The 23,842-nt window shown below is 42.8% G+C and carries 16 protein-coding genes; 11 read left to right on the top strand and 5 right to left on the bottom strand.

The genetic code is table 11. The features are described from left to right. Position 1: 1 nt before the first annotated feature. Together AC5FX4_RS21475 and AC5FX4_RS21470 are read left to right on the top strand one after the other, a co-directional pair. Positions 2-1,939 carry a hypothetical protein gene (locus tag AC5FX4_RS21475; RefSeq protein ID WP_493608456.1) on the top strand — a complete coding sequence of 646 codons (1,938 nt, stop codon included), beginning with the start codon at positions 2-4 and terminating at the stop codon, positions 1,937-1,939. Positions 1,940-1,990: 51 nt separating this feature from the next. Continuing rightward, positions 1,991-2,284, top strand: coding sequence for an EamA family transporter (locus AC5FX4_RS21470; protein ID WP_493608455.1), 294 nt, complete (start codon positions 1,991-1,993; stop codon positions 2,282-2,284). 59 nt (positions 2,285-2,343) lie between these two features. On the opposite strand, the gene AC5FX4_RS21465 is transcribed toward AC5FX4_RS21470, so the two are convergent. The 5 genes from AC5FX4_RS21465 to AC5FX4_RS21445 all read right to left on the bottom strand — a co-directional run bounded on the left by AC5FX4_RS21465 (position 2,344) and on the right by AC5FX4_RS21445 (position 11,782). After that, complete coding sequence (locus AC5FX4_RS21465) at positions 2,344-3,531, bottom strand: aminotransferase class V-fold PLP-dependent enzyme (RefSeq protein WP_493608454.1); 1,188 nt, start codon at positions 3,529-3,531, stop codon at positions 2,344-2,346. Between the two features lie 17 nt (positions 3,532-3,548). After that, positions 3,549-4,412 (bottom strand): tryptophan 2,3-dioxygenase, encoded by an 864-nt coding sequence (gene kynA / locus AC5FX4_RS21460; protein ID WP_493608453.1) that lies wholly within the window; start codon positions 4,410-4,412, stop codon positions 3,549-3,551. A 202-nt stretch (positions 4,413-4,614) separates the two neighbouring features. Then, a complete protein-coding gene (locus tag AC5FX4_RS21455) occupies positions 4,615-5,097 on the bottom strand; it encodes an aldolase/citrate lyase/malate synthase family protein (protein WP_493608452.1) in 483 nt (160 codons plus the stop codon). Positions 5,098-5,432: 335 nt separating this feature from the next. Continuing rightward, a complete protein-coding gene (locus AC5FX4_RS21450; RefSeq protein ID WP_493608451.1) occupies positions 5,433-8,078 on the bottom strand; it encodes a M9 family metallopeptidase in 2,646 nt (881 codons plus the stop codon). 71 nt (positions 8,079-8,149) lie between these two features. Further along, complete coding sequence (locus tag AC5FX4_RS21445) at positions 8,150-11,782, bottom strand: PKD domain-containing protein (RefSeq protein WP_493608450.1); 3,633 nt, start codon at positions 11,780-11,782, stop codon at positions 8,150-8,152. Between the two features lie 769 nt (positions 11,783-12,551). Between AC5FX4_RS21445 and AC5FX4_RS21440 the strand changes: the two genes are divergently transcribed. The 9 genes from AC5FX4_RS21440 (at position 12,552) to AC5FX4_RS21400 (ending at position 23,836) form a co-directional block, all read left to right on the top strand. Beyond that, on the top strand, positions 12,552-14,216 hold the full coding sequence (locus AC5FX4_RS21440) for a S8 family serine peptidase (protein WP_493608449.1): 1,665 nt from the start codon (positions 12,552-12,554) through the stop codon (positions 14,214-14,216). Between the two features lie 142 nt (positions 14,217-14,358). Continuing rightward, the gene (locus AC5FX4_RS21435) at positions 14,359-16,308 is read left to right on the top strand and encodes a M4 family metallopeptidase (RefSeq protein ID WP_493608448.1); all 1,950 of its coding nucleotides are present in this window, start codon (positions 14,359-14,361) and stop codon (positions 16,306-16,308) included. 360 nt (positions 16,309-16,668) lie between these two features. Continuing rightward, the gene (locus AC5FX4_RS21430; RefSeq protein ID WP_493608447.1) at positions 16,669-18,174 is read left to right on the top strand and encodes a DUF3612 domain-containing protein; all 1,506 of its coding nucleotides are present in this window, start codon (positions 16,669-16,671) and stop codon (positions 18,172-18,174) included. 2 nt (positions 18,175-18,176) lie between these two features. Continuing rightward, entirely contained in the window at positions 18,177-19,025 is an 849-nt protein-coding gene (locus AC5FX4_RS21425) for a helix-turn-helix domain-containing protein (protein WP_493608771.1), read from the top strand. 91 nt (positions 19,026-19,116) lie between these two features. Beyond that, positions 19,117-20,256: a helix-turn-helix domain-containing protein gene (locus AC5FX4_RS21420; RefSeq protein ID WP_493608446.1), complete on the top strand. Its 1,140-nt coding sequence runs from the start codon at positions 19,117-19,119 to the stop codon at positions 20,254-20,256. Positions 20,257-20,366: 110 nt separating this feature from the next. After that, the gene (locus AC5FX4_RS21415) at positions 20,367-21,071 is read left to right on the top strand and encodes a DUF4386 domain-containing protein (protein WP_493608445.1); all 705 of its coding nucleotides are present in this window, start codon (positions 20,367-20,369) and stop codon (positions 21,069-21,071) included. Between the two features lie 171 nt (positions 21,072-21,242). Next, positions 21,243-22,634, top strand: coding sequence for a S41 family peptidase (locus tag AC5FX4_RS21410; RefSeq protein WP_493608444.1), 1,392 nt, complete (start codon positions 21,243-21,245; stop codon positions 22,632-22,634). A 245-nt stretch (positions 22,635-22,879) separates the two neighbouring features. After that, positions 22,880-23,350: a DUF2059 domain-containing protein gene (locus AC5FX4_RS21405; protein WP_493608443.1), complete on the top strand. Its 471-nt coding sequence runs from the start codon at positions 22,880-22,882 to the stop codon at positions 23,348-23,350. Between the two features lie 102 nt (positions 23,351-23,452). Continuing rightward, positions 23,453-23,836, top strand: a complete 384-nt coding sequence (locus AC5FX4_RS21400; protein WP_493608442.1) for a hypothetical protein — start codon at positions 23,453-23,455, stop codon at positions 23,834-23,836. Positions 23,837-23,842: the final 6 nt, after the last annotated feature.

Below are 23,842 nucleotides of genomic sequence, written 5' to 3'. Positions count from 1 at the left end.
TATGAATATCTTATCGAAAGCTTGCCTTTTGGGCGCAATCACGTTTTATAGCAGTCACTCGTTCGCCCAGAATGAAACAATTTATTTGACCAATGAAGATTTTAAATATGGTACTTACATTATTGATGAGCCAGGTACATACGTTTTAAAAGAGGACATTAGCTTCAATCCTAACAGTATTGAAACATTAAGCATCACCGCTATGCAGCGTCCAGATCTTGCTGAGCGTTTTCATTTGGCCTTGCCGGTGAATCCTTATGAGTCAGGGTTTCCTTTGTTTACCCAATACAAGCTCGGTCCGTCTTCAAATAGTGAGTTTGCCCCATTTACTAGCAAATATGATCCTGCAGCTTTTGGTTTGGGGTTTTTTGCTGCGATTGTTGTAAGCGCTGAGAATGTCACGATAGATTTGAATGGCAAAGAACTAAAACAAGGTGAAGAGCATGCTTTAGTGCAGCGTTTCTTCTCATTGATAGAGCTTGCAAATCAGCCATTTATTCCAAAACAAGGGCCTGCTGACTTTGGTCACACGTTTGTTCCTGCAAAGAATGTGGTTATTAAAAATGGTAAGTTAGGCTTGTCTGCACATCATGGCATTCATGGAAATGGCAATGTTAATGTACGTATTGAAAACGTTGACTTTGATGGCTTTGAAGTGGCTGCAGTTGCGCTTAATGGCGTAGATGGTCTTCAGATCACCAATTCGTCTGCAAATAATCAAAAGCATATCCCTGTGGTAGGGCTGTTTTCTGCGGCACAATTTATTAAACACTACGTGAATTATTTAGCGCGAGTAGATTCAGCAACTGTATTGACAGTGAATGGTGTTGAATTGAGTGTGCATGATATTAAAGCGGATCTGGAATCAAGCATTAACGATGCGTTTTGGGACATTGCTAAATATGGCAAAATTGACAGTGTCATACACCCAGATGAATACGCCATGTATTACAATAAATCAGGTCTGCTTGATGGTAACTCTTATTCTTATTTGGTGAATCATATGGGGGTCGCAGTGAATGGTTTCCCTGTTATGCCACAAACTGCGGATAAGTTTCCTGCTCGAAATGTTACGTTTACCAATGTTTCTGTAGAAGAACAGTTTGCAGACATTAAAGAAGTGATTGCAGTTAACAATAATGGTAGCGCAGTGATAGACCCAAATGGTGCTGTTTTTCAACTGTTTAACCGTCATCCAGACACCGGTAGGTTAATTACGATTTCAGATGAGTCTTTAGACAGGGCGACGTATGTGGGTAATGCGGTAAGCAATGCGCAAGCGTTTGTTGCCAAAGCAAAGCTTAATGGTGAGTTTCAAAACGCGCCGTTTGACTTATCTAGACTCAACATTAGTCAAGAATTACTGAACTGGGTGGAAGGTAAGCCGGGCAACGAATACTTGTCATCCATCGTGAATTTACCCAATGGCCTACTTTGCAATGGCGACAGTATGTTCCATGTGAATAAAGGGGTAATCGGTTTTAAACTGGATGGCGCGGAGCATGTTTCATTGGTGAACACTAAAATTGGTAAAATTAAGAACTTCAGTCAACCGGGATCTTCGTTATGTGGCGATCCGAACACGGTGAAGTCGCATCCAGCAGCAACCTTATCTGGCTATGGTGGCACTGCCGCTCGAGGCTATTCTGTTTCGGGCAGCGCATTTGTAAATATCTTTGGTACTGAAATTGGCGAAGTATATTCAGCGCATGGCCATGTGAGTGGTATCGACGTATTAACCAACTCTCAAATGGTGACTTTAAATAGCATTTTGCTGAGTTGGCTTGAAGATGTGTCTGGTGTTTATCATCCTGCGGGTATTGAAGTCAGTAAAGATACTTTTGGTGCGTTTGTTCAGGATGCGTGTTTAAAATCAAACCCAGAAAATACGCTGGTTGATCATAGCCAAATGATTTTTGCTTTCACACCTAGTTGCTAATAACTCCCTTGAAAATGCAGTGAGCACATTTTAATTTTGTGCTCATTGCTTATGTATTTGCAGTCATGGCTGTCATTAGCATATGTGGGTTACGTCTCTACCTTGTTCGCATTTGCGATTTGGGGTTATCTACTGAGTAAGCATAGTGCAGCAAGTGTGACGCCATTTGCTTTGCTGATCCCCATATGTGGCATTATCGGTGCCAATGTCATGTTGCAAGTACAGCTCACTCATCTTGAAATTGTAGGGGCTGTATTGATCATAACGGGGCTTATGATTGGTGTTTTAGGTGGCAGGTTTAACGTAAAGAAAATGACTAAAAAGATGCGTATCGCAAAAGGTTAATTAAGGGCATTCTGGCTCAGTAAGTAGCGTAAACTTACCAACTGAGCCATTTCAAACGTTTAAAAATGACTGGTTGCTATGTCTTCCATCACATTCAATGCTTGTTCAAGCTGGTTTTGGCTAACGTAAGGCGCAGGTCCCAAACGTAGCTGCTCACCTCGGCTATCTGACTGAATGCCATGTTCTTGTAATTTTGCTACCCACTGGCTCGCGTTTGGCGTAGTAAGTGCCAAAAACCCGCCGTTATTGTCATGTTTATGGCTGGCAAACGTAAACGCTTGAGCAAGCTTAGGTACTGCTTCTATGCCGCTTTGTAATGTGGCGATTTGCAGTTGGCTAATCGCGCGCAGTACATTGATATCTAGATTTTGTTGTTCAAAAAAATCAAATACTGCGGCGGCACGATAATGGCTGCTAGGATCGTAGGTCGCGCCTTCAAAGGCATGATATCCAGGCCCATAAGCGACTTGACCAGGAGCTTGATCTAGCACGCTAAACTCTGCATACCAACCAGTAATAATTGGGCTACCGTCGTATCCTTGTGGGATGCGCATCATGCAGTTGCCTTCACCTGCTTGGCAGTATTTGTAGCCGCCAGATACAATAAAAGCATGTTCAAGTTGCCACGCTTTAATATCAAACGGCACCACGTTCAATGCATGATAGGTATCAACTAGACAGGGCACATTGTGTTGATGTGCGTGTTGGGCGACTAAGCCAACATCGCGAAAAATCTCGCTGGTGCCGTAGAATACTGCCGAGATCATGACTGCATCGGTGTGCGCGTCAATTTTATCAATCAGACGTTGAGCTAATGTGTTGCTTGGCGCGACGCTCACCACTTCAATTTGCATATTAAGCTGTTTAAAGCGATTAAGCTGTCTGCGCATGGAGTGAAACTCGCCATCGGTTGTGACGATTTTCACAGGGCGGCCAGTTGGCTTTTTAAAGCAGTTCAAGTCAGATAAAAATCTGAGCAGCAGCTCGTGAGTTGACTCACCTAACGTGATTTGCGCGTTGTCTTCACCGAGTAACTTGGCATAAAAGTTTTTGACCCGCTGTGACTTTTCAAACGCTTTGCCCCATTTATCGTCAACATGGGCGGCGGCATCTTGATAACATTCCAACAAGCCAATTTTGGCAACATTTGGCCATGCTTGATGTGAATGGCCTGAAAGTAAAATGCGCTCGCTGACTTTAAAATCACTGTAGTGAGGCTGCAATGTTAATGAAAGATCCAATGTCATCGTGTGTACTCCAGCGGTTACAGGTGCGTTCTTAGCTCAAAAAGCTCAGGGAAGAAGCTAATATCAAGGGCTTTTTTCAAGAACTCGACGCCCGAAGAGCCGCCAGTGCCCATTTTGTTTCCTATGATGCGCTGCACGGTGTACATGTGTTTGAATCGCCATTGTTGGAAACTGTCTTCAATATCAACAAGCTTTTCAGCAAGTTCGTACAGGTGGAAGTATTTGTCGGCGTTCTTGTACACCGTTAACCATGCATCTAATACGCTTTGGTTTGCTTCGTAAGGCTGGCTAAAATCACGATTAAGCACGCAGTCGTCAATAGCAAGACCTTGCAGTTTTAATGCATGGAGTGCTTCTTCGTACAAACTTGGTTTATGCAAAATGTCGCTTAGTTCAGCATGCACTGAGGGGTTACTTTCATGCACTTTGAGTAGTTCAGCATTTTTGTTTCCTAACAGGAACTCAATTTTACGGTAGCCGTATGATTGAAAGCCCGATGAATGACCAAGCGCATCGCGAAATTTCAAGTAATCAACCGGCGTTAACGTAGAAAGAATGCCCCAAGATTGCGTAAGCTGACTTAAGATTTGCTTTACGCGGGAGATCACCTTAAACGCGTGCCCAAAGTTACTACTTTTAATATTTTCAATGGCCTCATACAGCTCATGACCTGCAAGTTTTAACCATAGTTCGCTGGCTTGGTGGATGATGATGAATAACATTTCATCATGCTGATCCGACAGCGGGTTTTGAGCGTTTAGTATGTGTTCCAAGTTAAGGTAGTCACCATAAGACATATCATCTTTAAAGTCGGTATGAATGTCTTTTTCCATTGCACGATAATTACTTGGCTTGTTGTCTGAGTGGTATGGGCAACTCATAATTTGTTCCTGCCGTTTTAAAAAGTTGAACAACTCGAATTTATTATTCGGTGTTTTCGAGATTGAGCAAGAATAACAACCAATTAACAGAACAACAAAGAAAGCGGTGGCTGAGGTGTTTTGCTGTGTTTATTTTACTTTACAGTATATTGTTCCCACGTAGAGGCGGTTCGAACAAGCCTCTACGACATGGCGGCGAAAATCATAGCGAGTAATCATTCCCATCTTTAGCTGTATATTGCTTTAGACAAGGCGCATGTTGCACACCGTGCAAAAAGCTCATCCATAATCGAGTGAACGCATTTGACTGTGGCGACTGCTCTAGGCTGCTTAATGGTGTTTCGACTTGAATGTCATCAATATGCGCATTGTCAGATTTTCCAGCATCCCCACAACGATTAAATGCCATTTCGATGTGCAAGCCATCGGTCTTTTTAAGTAGCAAGGCTGTTGGGTCATCTTTGTGACCACAAAGTGCAACAAATTGCTTAGGGTACTTCAGACCACAGTGGCTGCCGTCGGCAAAAAATGCCATTAAGTGATTGTAATACACAACGTAATGTGTGACTTGGAGGTGCGAGCCATGGTCGAGCGGGCAATGCTCATCTAGATATTGCTTTGCAATATCAAGCTGCTGGTAGTGTGTTGGTAGTAACTCGAAATTTGAACGGGTAAGAGCAGTCATTCTAAGTTTCCTCATTCTTAAAGTAGATTCATCAGATGTTTTGTGAGAGTTCAAATTGAGTGTATGCAAGTTTTTCTGAAAATTTCACAAAAAGAATTTTACAGTGTAAATTTTACAATCTGTGTGATTTTTATCCGTTGAATGTGCGCCGTTAGATTAACGAATATTGATAAAGCAAAGTTGTATGTGCTAGTGGGGCGCGTTGGCATCGCTTCCTCTGTGAAGAGGCGGAATAGCGTAGAAAAACCAGCGGGGGTGTAGGTGCCGCAACTTGGTATTTCAGTCGATATTCACATGATATTGGTCTAACCCAATATCATGTGAAATGTTAATAACTAACGGGTATAAGAGCCAGTTAGTGTTGCACCGCTAAACATAGGATCAGCGCTTAGCATAATGTAATAGACGCCACCCGTTGTGCTATCAAAGTGGCAGGTTTCTCGGTTTCCGACTTTCCAAGGGCGACAATGATAGTCTTTTTTGCTCGGCTCACTGCCAAATTTGACATGCATGTCCAGTTCACCGGTTCCACCTGTGGTACTAAAGGTAATGTCTTTCGCATCGGCTGGCACGGTCATGGTGTACATCAGTTGACCATGATCGGCGACATTCACAGGGACAGAAACACCATTTTGTAATTCGTTATCACCGCCAATAGGTTGCTGAATATAACGGGCTAATAAGGTGGTATTTTGGAAGCCGTTGTCTGAATCTACGGCAATGTAATGCCAACCTTTTTGTATGTTATCGACGGTAATTGTTTCACTGTTGTCTGGCCCTTTTGATTCATGTGTATACTGCCAGCCGTTGTCTGGGCGACCAAACTCATAGTAAAGGTCCGCATTACCGCTGCCATGGCGTAGCGTGATCTGTAAAGATACATTTTGTAACCCATCTGGCACATACAAGGGATATTCTTTTATTCTGCGGGTGGGATCGGGTGCAACACACAATGCATGACCTGCCTGGCTGCGAGTGTCTGTTGTGGGTGGTTGCACTGCACAGGCATCTACTCCAACATTATCATTGCCTTGTATATCATCGACATTAACGGGCTCAATGGGTGAAGGAGGACGGGTTGTATCGGTACTACATCCGCTAGAATCCACTTGTTGTAACCAACTGGCAAAGGAAGTATCAAATAATTTTTGTGATACCCATTTATCAACAAGCTCAGTGCGATAGCGTTGATATTCGCCGACTTTAAATAACGCTAGCATGTCAAAAAACGCCTCGTTTTGTTGTTCGTACATATACCTTGTTGCAAGGTAGCCCCAATCATAAATACGTGTTTGGCCAACGCCATATTCATTGCTAAAAATGGTGCTGAGCGAATAAGTGCCTTTTCTGGCTTCTTCTATTGCATTGGCGTTACATGTTTTGAGAGAACTATATTCAGCAATGCCTTCGCCAAACCAGACCGTGCGGCCTGCATCATTACTGTCACCAAAATCTCCTTTGGAGATGTATCGTCCTTCTAAATAGTGAACATATTCATGGCGTAAATTCCAGATATCAAAAATAGGTCGCTCAGACACATGCTCATAGGCATAAAATGTGGCTTGATCACCGGCTTTCGCAGGGTCGCCTTCTCGATAGGTGCCGCCGTTACTGGTACTGACGTTAAACAGCACGCCGCCATAGGTCACCCATTCTTTTTTATCGTTGAAGATCACCATTTTCAAAGAGTCGTTGTCATCAGGTGTGACTGGAATGCGATTAGTGCGTAGTAATTGATGGAAGTGGTCGTCGTGGGTTTTTAAGGAATTACAGGTCCATGCTAATTGTGCTTCATCCATGTCTTGAGCCCAAATAAACAAATTGCCTGATGGGCATTCCACGCGATTGTTAAGCACTTGCTCGATAATTTCTGCTCGCTTGTTACACACAGCGTAAGTGTCACATTGGCGGTTGTAGTTAATCGATTCTAAAACCGCTAAGTACAAGGTACGTTCTTTATCGGTTTTTAATGGCCCGTAGGTCGTGAGTACTTTTGAGATCTCTGCGCTCAGTCTCCCCTCAATAGTGGCAAAATGCGAGTCGTTTTTACCTTTGTAAAAGTTAACTAGCTGGTAGCCCAAATTAAATAAATGATAGTCATTGGCTGATTTACGCAGCCAACTCAGGTTGGTGTAAATAAACCCAGTGATAGCGTCAATTAAAGCCGTGTTATGTTGCTGAGCGCGACAGGTTTCGTCTTTGGCACAATCATTTAAAACTTGCCAAAACAATGGGGTAGCCGAACGACCCCAGTCATTGATGTTCTCGTAAGACTCATCGAAACGCGCGAGTACGCCCAGTGCCATGGGGACCAAAAACTGGCCGATTTGCGCATTTTTAATAATGCCCGTTGCGCTTCTAACCACCTGCGCATGAGTGGCGGTTTTATCAAAAAAATGGCTGTTCGCATAGAGGGCATTGACCGCTTGTGTCATGGCTTGTTTTGTTGTTGGATTTACAAAGCGTCGATTATCGTAATACGCATACGCTTTTAACCAATAGAATAGGCTGCTCAGATATGCGGCGTTTGCTTGTCCATCATAGCTGCGAAGTTGGCTTTTTAACTCGGTTATAACGGTATTAAAGTTAGTGTCTGTATATCCACCGAGTGTTAGCGTTTCCGGTTTATCGTTAAATAAAGTATCAATACATTCGCGGCCATAATTTTTTATCGCATCTAAAAATACCGAACCACTGAGGTGGCTAAATGCCTGTGCAGGGCAGGTTTGCGTTGTTGCAGCTTGGCCGCTCATGACCATCAATTGCGGCTCGCTCAGTTTAGGCTGAGCCAAGTTTATCGTTGGTTTATCGCTAGTTGATTTATCGGTGAACATCGCATCGGGTATGTACTCTGCGTGTGCGCTGATATGTGCGACGTCACTGGCATGGTCAAGGGTTCCGATATCTCTATCATTTTGGGCCCAAGCCCAAGTACAGCTTAATGCTGCCACCAAAGGTGTGATCTTAATTGTTTTATACATGTTGTTTTCCTGAGTTGGAGTGAGTGAATATCGGGCACTTTTAATACTCGATTATGCCCGATATTCAAAAGTTACAGTGGGCGACAGCCGGCGACGTCGTAATCTACAACTATCGTGGCACCAGTCGCATCCCCTGAAATTTGTAAGTAGCCCCAGTAACGAGACTGTTCGTTAATTTCATAGAACAGACATTGTTGGTTACCTTGGGAGAAAGAAACGGCATCATGGTCAGTGCCATCCGTTTTTGGCCAGTGGCCGTCACCGAAGTAAACTTTGGCATCAGAGGGGGCATTGATAAGTGTGATGGCTACGGTTTTTGGACCTCGGTCCATGCCTGCGAAGGAGTGGCCGCGCGTGCCATTTATGCAGCGTGGTACATTTGGCGCGAGCGCTCTCGTATAAACACCATCGAAGTCGGCACAGGCGTCTGTTAATGGCGGGTGATCAACATTCACTGTGATGGTGGTATTAGCAGTCATGTTGTCATTGTCTGTCACGGTTAAGGTAACTTGATAAATACCTGCTTGCTCGTAACTGTGTGTTGGATTGGCAAAATTGCTTTGCGTACCATCACCAAAATCCCATTGATAGGCGGTGATCTGCCCATATTGGTCGTCAGAGCCCACGCTGCTGAAATCGACTTGTTGGCCAATTTGTAGCTGCGAAGTTGAAGCTTGGGCGTGAGCAACGGGTGGCTGAGGTGCTGGTGGAATATTCGAGCACTCAGCAAAGCTGCATAATGCCTCTAGTGCGATTACATCAGTGTTATCAACAACACCATCGCCGTTAATATCAAAACTACTGTCGATAGGTAGGTTTGCAGCGATAGCAGCGCTTATGGCATTGATATCATCAGTGTCTACATTGCCATCTTGATCGTAATCGCCGATTGGGAGTACTTGATAGATAACCTGCACACTGGCGCTGGCATTTTTATCATCGGTGACTGTTAGTGTAACTGGGTAGCTACCTGCACGTTCAAAATGGTGTGTAACCACAGCACCTGAGTATGTTAAACCGTGATTTAAATCCCATTTATATTCAACAAGCGTTCCGTCTTGATCGCTAGAGCGAGTACCATCTAGTTGCACCGCAACGCCCGCTCTCACCGTTTGATTGCCACCCGCATCAGCAACCGGCAAACGATTTGGTGCTGAGTGGTCGGCATCACGATGAATATCATAATAAGCTCTAAAACGTAGTGACTCGTAATCTTTAAATGGGTCAATCATAACTTGATAGACACCACCTTGCTCAAACTGACATAGTTCGGTTTGATTTGGTGCTTCCCAAGGGCGACAGTCATACTGAGATTTCGACACAGCTTGATTACGACTTACATGAATATCAGGGTCGCCGTTGTAGTATTCAACAAGTTCAAATGTGACTAACGACGCAGCATCAGGCACAGCAAACTCATAGTGATAAACGTGCCCATTCGCGTGAGTAGCGAGATCTAATTCATCAGCTAAATAAACACGCTCACAGTCGCTACATAATGGCGCATCATTTGGTGAGAGTTCAGTGATCACTGCACTGGTATGTGCCGTCGCGGTATTACCCGAATTATCTGTTACAGTGAGACTAACATTGTAAGTACCGGTGTGTGAGTAGGTATGTGTTGTTTGTGCATCGGTGCTTTGTGTACCGTCGCCAAAATCCCATAAATAAGATTCGATTTTTCCATCCGGATCATTTGAACCTGCACTATTAAATTCAAGCGCATGGCCCACAGCCTCATAGCGAGTTTTGCCATTGACATTAGCAAATGGCAATTGATTTTGTGTGCTGGCAATTTCATAGTAAACCTGAATTGATGCATTGCTATAGGTTTCAAATGGCTCGATGAACAGGTCAAAATCTCCTCCACCTTGGAACTCACAGTATTCTGAGATCCCTTTCCAAGTGAAAGGTCGACAATCGAAATCGGTTTTTGATACAGCACGATTTTTGGCGACATAGAGGTCGAGATCACCGTTTATTTTGATTGTTCCGTCAGCCATTTTGGGGCCTTGATAGCCACCGGGCACAACAACTACGACACGTGATGCCTCTTCAGGCACACTAAATTGAAAATCATACGTTTTACCAGGGCGTTCACTCCACGAGCCGTTGTTTTTGTTCGCCCATAAGTTGTCTATGCTCAATACAGAGTAGCGTTGCTCTCCTTCCTTTAGGTATGGGTCTTCACCCTGAAGCACGCTGAATTTCGAATTACTAAATGACGTAAAGGCATGTACAGAGGCAAAATAAGGTTCAGTCACGTCTGGAATATCGACCGTTGCAAGCTCTCTATCTCCTGCAGAGTTAAAAGACACGATGTCGGCCACCCATTGCTGTGAGTCGTCAGTTGGTGCTGTAGGAGCCTGCCCTTTTGAAACATACATGTCAGGGTCTTCTGTATGTCCATTAAGGTAAAACAAGATATTTTTAGCATCAAAAGGTAAATTTACTTCGAAGGTCTCAATCGCCCCTTTATCCGCAAAAGGGATATCGTGGTTGGCAAGTAACTTTCCACTTGGCTCAACATTCAACCCAGATACGCCATCCCATGGATGCTCACTGTTACTTACATACTGAGCTAGGCCCGTTGCTATCAAATTTTCATTAGACCAAAGTGTATTACGAGCAGGGTTATGCAGCGCTGCTGTCATCCGCATCACTTGCTCTTGGGTGAACATGGCGTAGTTATCGGAGTAGTGCATAAAGTTTTCAGTGTTGGTCGGTTGTCCTAGGCAATTTGGTGCATTATTTTGCATCTCTTTGGGCATAGACATCTGAGGTGTATCGCAGCTTCTGTCACCCGTTGAATCACAAAAGGCTTCGTTGGTAATGGAACACTGGTTGGTTTCGAAGGTATGGATCAGATTAAGCCAGTGACCAAATTCATGGGTGAGCACTGAGCGGAAGTTTTCACTGGTGTTGTTGCCCACATAATGGCCGTTGTATACAACGCGAGCGGTGCCTTGCTCCGTCATTGCAAGTTCAGGATACCAAGCGACGCCAGATTTAGTCACTTTGCCATCATCATATAAATCATGCATGAGATAAACATTCATATAACTGAAGTTATCCCACGCATCAGCCTGTATTTGAGCTAAGGTTTCGTCATCATAATTACCATACCCTTTTTGCTCACGTGCATGGCGAACGATCCCCGAAGTGTCGTTGCCTTGTGGGTCTTTCCCTGCCAACACAAACTCTATATTGAGGTTTTCTCTAATTGCTTGAAACTGTGGTGCTATCTCGGGCGAGTCGATGGATAAACCTTGAAAATCATTATTAAGCTTAGTTAGCGCGTCCTGAATTTTATCATCGGTTAAACATTTTTGTGTTTCATCCGCACAGTTGTATTCATCACCATACACATGAAAAACCACAGGAATATAATAACGCCCTGGAACTGAAACACTATTTTGGAGTAACTCTTCAGTTAGCGACGTACTTTCCATGGATTTAGACATCATAGGGCGTGAGAGCATTTTTGCTGCACGATATTGCTTAGATTCGCGCTGTAGTTCGGACCAGTCTTGACCATTGTCTTCAATGCCGCAATCGGGTGCTAACGCCTGCTGATATTGTTCGTTGTATTTGAGCTTTTCGTGACTCGGCTGCTGCTGGATGGAATGTGTGCTGGCATATGTCGTTAAATGTGCCATACAGGCACCAAACGTACAGATACCGGCTAGGGTTTTGAGTTTCATCTCGTTGTATCCTTGTTGGTAATTAAGCTTCTAATTAAAAACACTTTGATTAGCTTTTAATGGCTCTTTTATTTTCTAAGCTGCTGTTTTTTTTATTTTTAGCGAGTTGATGTTGTTGGTTGTTTGACTACAAAAGTTCGGTAGCTCAAGACATCTCAATAATGATTTAAATTGCAAAAAAAGAGTCATTTCATTCACCTTCTATTTTTAACTGATTGCGTGTGAATTCATCACCGTTTAGTTTCAGAGTCCCAAGAAGCATAGGGTTTATACTCTGAGTATTAAGTTGGTAATTACTTAACGTCTTTGGGCAAATGTGTTTGTCCGTTAGACATTTGTGCAAGATAGGGAAGGTGAATTCCTGTTTACCATAAAGTGTTTACACACCCGATCTTGGCAGATATTTGAAATTTGTTTTTCTAATATCGCAACAATAGTAAATACAAAGTTAAAATTTAAACTAGGAGTAATACGGCTATTTATGCAACAATTTCGGCGTTAGGTGAAGGGGAGATACACTGAAGCGCAGATAGGGAATTATATTAAATACATTAAAATCAAAGGTTAACGTGTTTGTTTTTTAATCTTGGTAAGCTTTTTCTTATATTTTTCTCGGCCCCGTTAACACTTGTGGTCATTTTTTAACAAGTTATACATAAGTAGGCCTATTCAATTGGTCGTAGGTTACTTTTTGATGTAAATGACAGCGATGTCCTTTTCTCTTAAAGCTAGCCAAACCTGTATTCACGTATAACTTAGAGAGTGATTTATGGAAAATATAAAAAGAAAGAGTATCAGTATTGCAATGTGCGTTATCTCAATAGTTGGCTCTACCACCCTTTATGCAAACACCCTCGCTCAAGACAATGTGAAGGAGCGATTTATTATCAAACTCAACCCTGAGTATATTTTGGATGAATTAGGGAAAACGCAATATCTTCATAAAGACATGAATGAAGCAAAAGTAACTGTAATTGATAGTTTTGCGTCAAAGGCTGGATTAACGCCAACAAAACGCTTGTTACAACAAGATGCGGTTGTTGCCTACTTAACGCCCTCAGAACTTAAAATATTAAAAGCAAACCCCAGTGTTAAATTTGTTGAGGCAGATCCAAAGCGTTACCTCTTATCTGAATCTATCCCTTATGGCATAAGCCTAATCCAAGCAAACCAATTACCCGATGTGGGTGCTGCTAATCGTAAGGTATGTATTATGGATACGGGTTATACGTTAGGGCACCCCGACTTACCACATGCGAATATCACTGGTGATGATGGTTATGGCGAGTTTGATTCAGGCAATTGGTTTGAAGATGGGCATGGTCACGGCACGCACGTGGCAGGCACAATCGCGGCGATCGGGGGGAACGATTTGGGCGTTGTTGGTGTTAATCCATCGGGTGAGCTTGGGCTTCATATTGTCAAAGTATTCGACTCACAAGGGAGCTGGACATATGGCTCTACAATCGCTGAAGCGGTTTATCAGTGTGCCGCAGCAGGTGCTAACGTCATCAACATGAGCCTTGGTGGAAATAAGCCCTCTGAACTAGAGCGAGAAGCGTTTAATACCACATACCAACAAGGTGTATTGCATATCGCCGCCGCTGGTAACAGTGGTTTTTTAAACCATCACTATCCAGCCTCTTATGATGATGTGGTTTCTGTGGCCGCGGTTGATGAGCAAGGGATGAAAGCGAGTTTTTCTACCTATAACGATCAAGTTGAAGTTGCAGCGCCGGGCGTAAAAGTGAACTCCACAACCAAAAATGGTGAATATGGGAATATGAGTGGCACTTCAATGGCAACCCCGCATGTGTCCGGTGCAGCTGCACTACTTTGGGGTTACTACCCAAATTGTACCAACCAACAAATTCGTAAGGCGCTTCAGGTAACCGCCTTAGATAAAGGGCCCGTTGGTCGGGACAATGAATATGGTTTTGGCGTGATTCAGGTGCTTGCCGCAAAGCAGTATCTTGACCAACAAGCCTGTGAACAACCAGTAGGCTTACCTGTTGCCGATTTTACCTATAACAGTAATCTTCTTGAATTGACTTTTACAGATAAATCAACAGATAACGATGCAATAGTTAGCCATCAATGGGCATTTGGTGATGGCACCAGCAGTGCGCAGTCCAATCCTATTCATGTTTACGAAAAGGAAGGCACCTACATGGTTCGCTTAGTGGTTACTGATAGTGAAGGTCATCGCGCATTGAAGATTAAAGCAGTAAATGTTGATGATGGTATTGCGCCAATATGTGATGACCGTGCTCAGTGGCAGCAAAATAAACACTATCGCATTGGGGATAAGGTGAAGTACTTAGATAAAAAATATACGGCTATTCACTGGGGAGCCGGAGCAACACCAGATGTGTTTACTCATGTATGGAAGTTTGATGGGTTATGTGACGACCCTACTCAGAACGCATTGTAAGCATCACCTCTGGCTAGACGATGACTTTTAATATCGTCTACCTGCTCATGACTTTAAATGTATCAAGTTCGGTTCAAACCATGTATCAGCATCGTCAGTCAGGTGTATTGCTATACGTGGTTTGATTTTTAGGGATAAGCTAATGAAAAACAAAATCAATAAACATCAATATTTACTCGCTTTGCTCGCTTTTAGTACATCGTCAGTGTGCGCTGCAGAACGGGTTGACGCGAGTGCATTTTATGCTGCTTTAAAGCAAAATCAGTCTGTTTATACGGCAAGTGATGCTAATGTACAAACACTACTGCGTGATGCACAAACCTTGCGCCAAGTTTCGCTACCTTCTGGCATTACAAAAATGCGCAAGCAACAATACTATCAAGGGCTTCCCTTATTGGGAGAGTCTTTCGTTGTGGGCCTCAAGAACTATGATATTTATAGTTTATATGGTGATGTAATAACACACATTAGCGACGATATTACGTCAACAGTACCAAAAATAACAGCAGAAGTAGCGATTCGAAAGATATTGGAATATACACAGCTGAGTCTCTCAACGGTTCAAAATACCACACAAAAGCTGCATGTCTGGCTAGACGAAAACAACAAAGCACATTTAGTTTGGCTGGTTTCTTTTTATAGTGACGTCGTAGTGCCGACTCGCCCCTATTTCATTATTGATGCCCACAACGGCCATATTCTAAAGCAATGGGAGGGGTTAACTCATGCCTCTACACCAATAAAAGCAAGTGGCCCTGGAGGAAATGGTAAAACTGGATTGTACTACTATGGGGCTGAAGATGGGCTTGCAAAGTTCGATGCAATAGAGCGCCAAGGTACTTGCTATTTAGATAGTGCCAATGTGACTACCTATGATATGCGTAACACCACAGGCGAACTGCATTTACACGAATTTGCTTGTTCAGAGAATACCACCAGAGAAGTAAATGGTGCGTTTTCGCCCTTAAACGATGCCCATGCTTTTGCACAGCTTACCGATAAAATGTTCAATGAGTGGGTTAACACGTCGGCGCTTAATTCAAAAATTAAACTGCGAGTGCATTATGGACAAAATAGAGCATCTGCATTTTGGAATGGAGAATTTGTAACCTTAGGAGATGGTACACAAAAAACCTATCCATCCGCTACATTAAGTGTGACATCCCATGAAATTGCACACGGCTTTACGGAGCAACATTCGCAATTGGTTTATAGCGGTCAATCAGGTGGGCTCAATGAAGCCTATTCCGACATTACCGCGGCTGCGCTGAATCAATTTGTACACCAACAATTTAACTGGCAAATTGGTGACAAACTGTTGAAAGAGCCTGGGACCGTCAGGTCAATGGATAACCCCAAAATGAGTCATACCAGCCAGTATCTTGAAGGCACAGACGTACATCGTAGTTCTGGTATTTTTAACAAAGCATTTTATGAACTTGCGACGATGACCGATTGGACCATAAAAAAAGCATTTAAACTGTTTACACTTGCCAATCAGCTGTATTGGACCAGTGATGCCACGTTTGAGTCGGCAGGGCAAGGGCTTTACCAAGCAGCTTTGGATCTCAACTACTGTGTAAACGATGTTGTACTGGCGATGGAATCGGTCGGTGTTTATGATTCAGGTGTAAAGAACGATAGTTACTGCCCAAGTCAAGATCATGACGCGGGGCCTACAGCATTGTTTACGTATAATAAAACGCAGTTGCAAGTCAGTTTTACTGATCACTCAACAGATGATAATGGTATTGCCAGTTATTACTGGGATTTTGGTGATGGTCAGTCGTCAACACTCGCAAGCCCGACACATATCTACCAACAACCCGGGAGTTATCAAGTTCGTTTGACTGTGATGGATAGCAAAAATACACTCGATCACACGTTGCAAACGATTCAGGTTGTCAGCGACAGCTGTCATGTAGCCGCTTGGAAGCCCGATCAGATATATCGCTATCCAGATAAAGCCGCGTATAACAACTTAGTCTATCGGGCTCAATGGTGGACCAAAGGAAATCGCCCAGATCTTAATTCTGGCAGTGGTAAAGTATGGCGCTACGTTGAACCCTGTTCGGGCGGCAGTGCGAACTAAAGTAATACATGGTTAGCGTTGAAGGAGGCATTCAAGTTTTGCCTTGCTTTAGCCATCTTTTCTGAAATAGGGGCAACCTAGCCCCTATGACCGCAGACTTCTTGAACAATTTTCTCTTGGATTAATGCCACCTAGCTTGTTTTCATTAGTGATAGCGCTTTGAGTGTCGCTATTTTATCAATCACTCAACCATCCTATTTGAGTTTGGTGGCTCGATACTTAACTGGGTCAACTTGTGTTATTTCGGTCGTCAAAGTTGAGCGATTTCACGATAATTTCACAAAAATAATTTTACAGTGAAATTTTTACAGGCTGTGCTATTTTTGTACTCAGGATGATCATCTCACTGGAATAAAAATAATGAAAAACGACAGTAGTTTGATGCGAAAATCTCACTTTTTGGGCACAAAAATACGTAATTTACGTAAGCGTAATCATCTGACGTTGGAAGATTTGTCGGCGCGTTGTGTGCGAGTGGATGCGCAAACAGCCCCGTCCGTGTCGTATTTATCGATGATTGAGCGTGGCAAACGGACGCCTAGTGAAGAGATGTTAGAAAATTTGTCTGAAGTATTTCAAAAACCGCTCAGTTGGTTTTTAGACAATGAACCTGAACCTGCGAGTATTATGCCACAAAAGGGTAATCATGGTGGTATTTCTGGCATGGTGTTAGAGCCTAACTTTTTATTTTCTAATGATATTTTGCAAATAGCTATTCCTGAAATGTTGTCACAAGCGGGGATCTCCGGTCGTCAGTTTGCGCAGCTTCTGATCCGCGCTCACCAAGAACATCACCAAAACCATTTCCCTGATTTGGAGCGCGCCGCGGAGGAGGTGGGTAAAAAAAACCTCTATTTAACCTCTGATGGCTTAATGACTACAGCTCAACAGTTTGGTTTAAAGCTCAATTGGTTTAATCAAGACTGTACAAGCAAGATGAATGACGAAGGTGAATGCACTAAGCATCTAGTTACTTCCTATTTTGAACAGCCTAATATTGTGCACTTGAATACACAGCTTAAACACCGAGAAAGTCGCCTCAAATATGATCTCGCGGTGCATATTGGTCATGCGGTTTTGCACAATCGAGAAGGGCTACAATGTAAGCTGACCATTGGGGGAAGTGAGCAGCATGAGGATCTGCGCCATGATACCCCGAATGCACAAGACATTCTTAATGCGTGGCGAGACTTTGAAGCGAGCTTTTTTGCTGGGGCGTTATTGTGTCCCAAGCAGCCATTTAGGCAATTACTCGATAGCGTTGGCTATGAGATCAATGTCCATAAGCAACTCAATATTTCTGCGTCGGTTGTGATGCGCCGTATGACGGTGGTATCGCCCTATCCACACTGGCATTATTTTGATGCCTATCAGCCGGGAAAATTGAAAGCGGTATATCGAGGCAATGGCATTCCGCTGCCGTGGGGGAATATGCGAGCGGTTCAAGACCCTTGTCAGCATTGGGCTGTGTTCAGAAAGTTTGCGCAGATGTCGAGTCAAAGCAGTACGCAGTTATCTATTTTGCTTGTTGAAGGTGAACCACGTTTATATTGCTGCGAATCGGTTCAGGTTTCGGATTTGGCTGGCAACCCTCATGTTTTGTGCGCAGGCGTTGATCTTAACCCTGCGATCGCTGCGCAGGGTCTTGATGTGCGCAGTGTGGTCGCCGAGTTACAAGCATTATGCATCAAGCATGGCGGAGAAAGCGTCATACCGCATCAGTTAAAACAACAACTGATGAGTGTGGCAAAAATTCTAAATATAGGTTGGGTTGAACGCGGCTTGTCGAGTGAAGTTCGTGTGATCTGTACGCGTGGTAAAGCATGCCCTCGTCAACCAGGTTGCTATGAAGGATCATCAAAGTGAAAATGGAGTGCTTGCCAGCCCCTCAATTAAGCCAGTATGTGGAGTGCTTTTGCCTCGAAAAAGTGCTCGGTCTCTACAACGTCGCGCCCCAAGGTGTGTTTGATATTATCATCAATACAACATCATTGTGGTATGGCGAAGATAGACAGTTGCTTGCTCCTTCAATGTGGCTGGCAGGGCTACATACTCGTGTTTACCCGTTATATTCTTCAGAACCAGCATGGCTTTTTACTATACGCTTAAAGCCATTTGCACTGCTGCCATTTAAGCAATTTAATCCCTTAGAAATTAAGAATACACTGCAAAACGTTGAAGGAAGTTTTCATGGCAGAAGTTTAGTCTGTCCGGTCATCGAAAAATTACTGGATGAGACGCTATCACCACAGAAGCGAATGCAACTCGCTGTTGATCTTGCGCAATCTTGGTTGAGCGAGGTTTTGAATAAATTTGATTATACTTTGCCGACGCTCTTTCGTGCCCAAGCTAACTATGTGCTTCATCATAAGGGGGATGTGCAAATTAATGCTTTGTGTCACAACTTTTCATTGAGCAAAGTGACCATGCGTAACCACTTTTTAGCGCACAGTGGTTTGTTACCAAAAGAGCTAAGCCAAATTTGGCGCCTCAATCACTTTTTGTTGTTAGCCCAGTCTCAACAATTTGACTCAATGACGTCGGCTGCTATCGCTGCGGGTTATTACGATCAAGCACATCTTATTCGAGAGTTTAAAACCGTTTTTCACATCACGCCAAAATCTTATTTTAAAAATCAGGAAGTTGATGGAAATACTATCTCTCAAATCCATAAGCGCTTTGTTGGCTCTTACGATCCCATCACGTACAAAAAATAGAGTTATTGAAAATTAGTATGTATTGGGTCGTTAATGCTATCTTGTTGCACAAATAAAAACATTAAAAACAGAGTAGTAAAAGACAAATACCATGAGCATTGATGTTGTAAAAACAGTGATTTATTCAAGCATGCTTGGTGCGATGGCATTGGCATTGGCTGACGCATTTAGCAGACCAAAGCAACTACAGACACGTTTCTTAATTGCGCTGCTGCTGTTTCTCATGGTGAATATATTAGGGGAACTTTACCTATATTCAGGGGCATACCAATTCATGCCCGCTTTAGCGGGCGCGCAATTACCAATCAGAATGTTAATGGGGCCAGCACTGTATTTTTATGCGTATGCCACTATGTCGCCAAACAAAACGTTGCCAAAAAATGCCTACTTATTGGCGCTTTTGGGACCCGTGTTGGCATTTTTAGCCATGATACCATTTGCTTTTGGCCTCAGTTCCGCAGAAAAGTTAGCACTTGCAGACCCGTTAACACGCGATGCTCAGCAATTTAAAATAGCGCTTCTGACTTGCATTAGTACCACATTCATTTTTATCTTTTTCACTGCGTGCTATTTAGTCGCGACCTTAAAGCTACATCACCGTCACTGCCAGCAGCTCATGGAGCGATTTTCTTCTATCGAACGTCAGTCTATGGAGTGGTTTAGAATTGTGCTGTTCCTTTGGGGCGCAGTCTGGTTCATGCATTCAGTTGAATATATATTGGTGTTTATGAAATGGCGCTGGTTTGGAACTGGCATCGTATTCCCATTATTTGAAGCATTGGTACTGATGACATTTGCTCACTTGGCGTTAAAGCAGTCTGTGCTTCAAGAATCCGACAAAGGTCAGCCACACACTGTGAATGTAAGAAGCAAAACGCTCAGCAATCAACGAATGGCGCAAATTGCAGTGCAATTGGAAAAAGTGATGTCAGAAGATCAAATATTTATGGACGAAAACTTGTCTCTAAGCATGCTTTCGAAGGCGATAAACATCAGTGAGAATCATATTTCAGAAACTTTATCACAGCACTTGAACACAAACTTTTTTCACTTCGTAAATGGTTATCGAATAGAGAATGCGAAAATGCTGCTCATCACGACCGATAAATTAGTCTCTACTATCGCTTATGAAGTCGGTTTTAATTCTAAGTCGACATTTAATACGGCGTTTAAAAAGCACACTGGCTTGACGCCATCGGTATTTAAAAAGCAACAAAAAGACGCCTCTTGAAGATAAAATATTGGATTAATTCGTTCGAATAGGCCCATTGCGACGATTTGAAGTACTCCTTTTTTGCACAATCCAGACACCAAACAAATTAACAATTTAAAAGGTGTTTTATGACAGCGCAAAATACTGATCAATACGCAGTGGGCAATAACTTAAATTATGTAAAGATCACGGGCTTTTTGTATTCGTTCATTATTATTCTTGGCTTTATTCCCACTCTTTTGCTAGATAATCGCTTAATTTTTCGAGCCGACGACCCGTTACAAGCAATGGCGCAATTTGAGCAGACATTTCGGTTGTCAATTTCAGGACATTTTCTCATGTATTTGCTTGTTCTGGCGCTGTCTTGGGGGCTATATAGCATTTTGAAGCCAGTTAATAAGCGTTTAGCCTTATTAGGGTTTGCATTTAGAAGCGCCGAAGCGATCTTAGGCTTTGTAACACTTATTTTTTACTTGATGCCTTTGATGATATTGAATGATAGCGATTATTTAAGTGTCTTTAATACGGAAGAGCTAAGGGCTTTGGCTATCTTATTTCTAAAAACCAGTGGTGCGATTTACTATGTGCTGCTGCCCGTAATGGGGATTGGTGCGGCACTTTACTGCTATTTGTTTTATAAATCTAACTATGTGCCTAAGGTGCTGGCAATATGGGGTATGGTTACTTACCTGTCTATGATTGCCTATGGTGTCATTAATGTGGTCATGGTTGATGCGCCAAAATCATTACATTATGCCATGTACCCTGGCGCACTGTTTGAGTTGTTATTTGGCCTTTGGCTATATTTCAAAGGAATAAAAACAAGTAGTTAGTTTTTTATTCGCATAATTGTAGTGGCCTTATTGCTAGTTTCTGTTGAGACGAGCATTAAGGCTTCTTCATACCTCATTATCAATTAATTTGCTCAGCTTAACTTTTTTACAATTTTTGCCCATCGGAGTTTGTTACCGTGTCGATAATTTGTACCTTCAGGATAAGTGACGATGAAAAGCACCGTAACATCAATTTTCAGTAGCCTTGTATTGAGTGGATTACTCAGCATGCCATTACATGCTGCTGAGATCTCACAGCAAACTAAACAACAAACAATCAGCCAACTTTCGAATGTGTTAATTGATGAATATGTGTTTGAAGATGTGGCCAAGACGCTCTCAAAACAACTTCAAGCAGAATTTGAACAGGGTAAGTTTTCACAATATACCGATGCGGAAGACTTTGCTAAAGCGTTAACGCAATGGCTGCAAACGCAGGCGAAAGACCGCCACCTAAGAGTACGCTTGAATCCAAATTCGAAAAGCGCCGCAGGCGCTAAAGCTAGGTTTAAAGATGACCTATTAAAACCAGGGCGCCACGGCGTTAGCTCTCAAGGAGTACTTGAAGTAAGCATGCTTGAAGGCGATATTGGTTATCTAAAACTGAACGCTTTTAGAGGCCTTGAAGACACCAAGCCTTATTTAGATGCAGCGATGCAGGTACTTTCTTCTGCTCAGGCCATTATTATTGATTTGCGAAAAAATGGTGGGGGCTCGCCGCAAACGGTCCAGTATTTATGCAGTTATTTTTTCTCTGAAAAGCTGTTATTAAACAGCCTGTACTATCGTAACACGGAGCAAACTCGTGATTTTTACGTGTTGGACGAAGTGGGGGGAGAGAAGTTGACTGATATTCCGCTTTATGTGCTAACCAGTAAGCGCACCTTTTCTGCGGCGGAAGAGTTTAGTTACAATATGCGCACGCGTGAACGAGCGACTCTGGTCGGTGAGGCGACAGGTGGTGGTGCTAACCCTGGTGGCATGTTCACAATTAATGAAACTTATAGAGCGTTTATTGCTACGGGCACAGCCATTAATCCAGTTACCAAAACTAACTGGGAAACGGTCGGTGTAGAGCCTCATGTGAAAGTTGAACCAGAGCAGGCATTGGATAAGGCCATCGCACTTGCCAAAGAAGCCGTCGATAAAAATTGGCAAAACAAAAAGCAACAAAGACAAAGCGATATAGCCAAGCTTTTCAAATTGATGACAGAGATACAAAGCGATACAGCATACGACGACAAGCAAAAGCATCGCTACTTGGCACAACTGAGAGATTTATTTGTTGCGTTAGAACTGGGTCGTTATGGTTTTTATGAGTTAGCAGAAGAGCAGCTAGAAACGCACCCTCATCTTGCTGCTTTAATGCTAGAAGCAAATAGCCAACAATTTCCAAAAGATGAATATATTTATGAGCTTTGGGCGCAAGCATTAAACAACGGTGGTCAAAGTAAAGCGGCCAAAGAAGTGTTGGAAGCGGGTATTAAGCAAGTACAAAGCGATGCGCAAAAACAATATCTAAAGGATCAGTTGACGCTGTTGAAAGGTAACTCGGCACTGTAACCACTTGTTTGTGATGCAGGGCACTGCGCTGCATCACTATCACCTAATCCTCTATAGAACAAACTTAAAGTAGGATCTTCAAGCGAGTTTCATTCTCTGAATCTAAAGCGGATCTGTCCAAAATTAACGTTTACCTGTAATAGGTTCTGCTGCGATAATATGCACAGCGTTGACGCTTACATATGTGATGAAATATTTGTGCATATCTAAACTGTCGAGTTATTAATTAATCATCGAGAATATAAATGAATTTATTGAAATTAGGTTTAACCATTTCATTGCTCATCATGTCGAACTTTGTAACGGCACAAACTGAAGCGGAAGTAGAAGCTGAAAAGTTGTTGAGTGTTATGGGGATGGAGCAAGCGATGAATGAATCCATGTCTAACATGGTGGACCTGCAAATTCAGCAAAACCCAATGCTTGCGCCTTTTAAACCAGTAATGATGAAGTTTTTTGAAAAGCATATGAGCTGGGAAAGCTTAAAATTCGAATTTACTTACATCTATGCGCAGGCCTTTACTGCTTCAGAGCTTAAGGAATTAAACGCATTCTATGCCACCAAAGTGGGCCAAAAAACCATAGAAAAAATGCCGGAGCTAATGGCTAAAGGCGCGCAAATTGGTATGGCACGTGTTCAAGAAAATATGCCCGAGTTGCAGTCAATGATAAAAGAAGAATCAGAGCGACTTCAAAAACTTGCAGAGCAAGAATAAGATCGTGCTTCATAGGTGAGCTTAACAGAGAGTTTTGTAAGCTCACCTATGATTGCCGAATTTCCCTTTTATAAGTACTTGCTTCAAGTCGAAGAGTTGATTATGAAAAACCTACATTGGAAATCTCTGCGTTTAATTTGGCTCCCTTGGTTTTTGCTTCATTTGTTTGTGTACATTTATTCATCATTTTATTTAGAAACATCAGATGTCGTTCAAAATATTCGGACCTGTATTACCATTTTGGCAATGCTAGGGTGCATTTGTTATGCAATTGGCTTGGCGCTGATCAATCGAACGTTTTGGCAATGCGTGTTTGTTATAGCGGTGATTGATGAAGTGATTGGTATCGTAGAAGAGTCAGGACTTGATACGTTTACTTATTTAGTGGTAGCTCCAATTTATCTCGTATTAGCGCTTTATGCATTTCAAAACAAGTCCATCTGGTTTGATAGTGCTAAATTGGCTCAAAAGCGAGAAGAACAGTAACAGCGA

Source organism: Pseudoalteromonas sp. ATL1, assembly GCF_058933015.1.
Note: the sequence above shows the minus strand (reverse complement) of the source record. Positions and strands in the feature narration are given on the sequence as shown.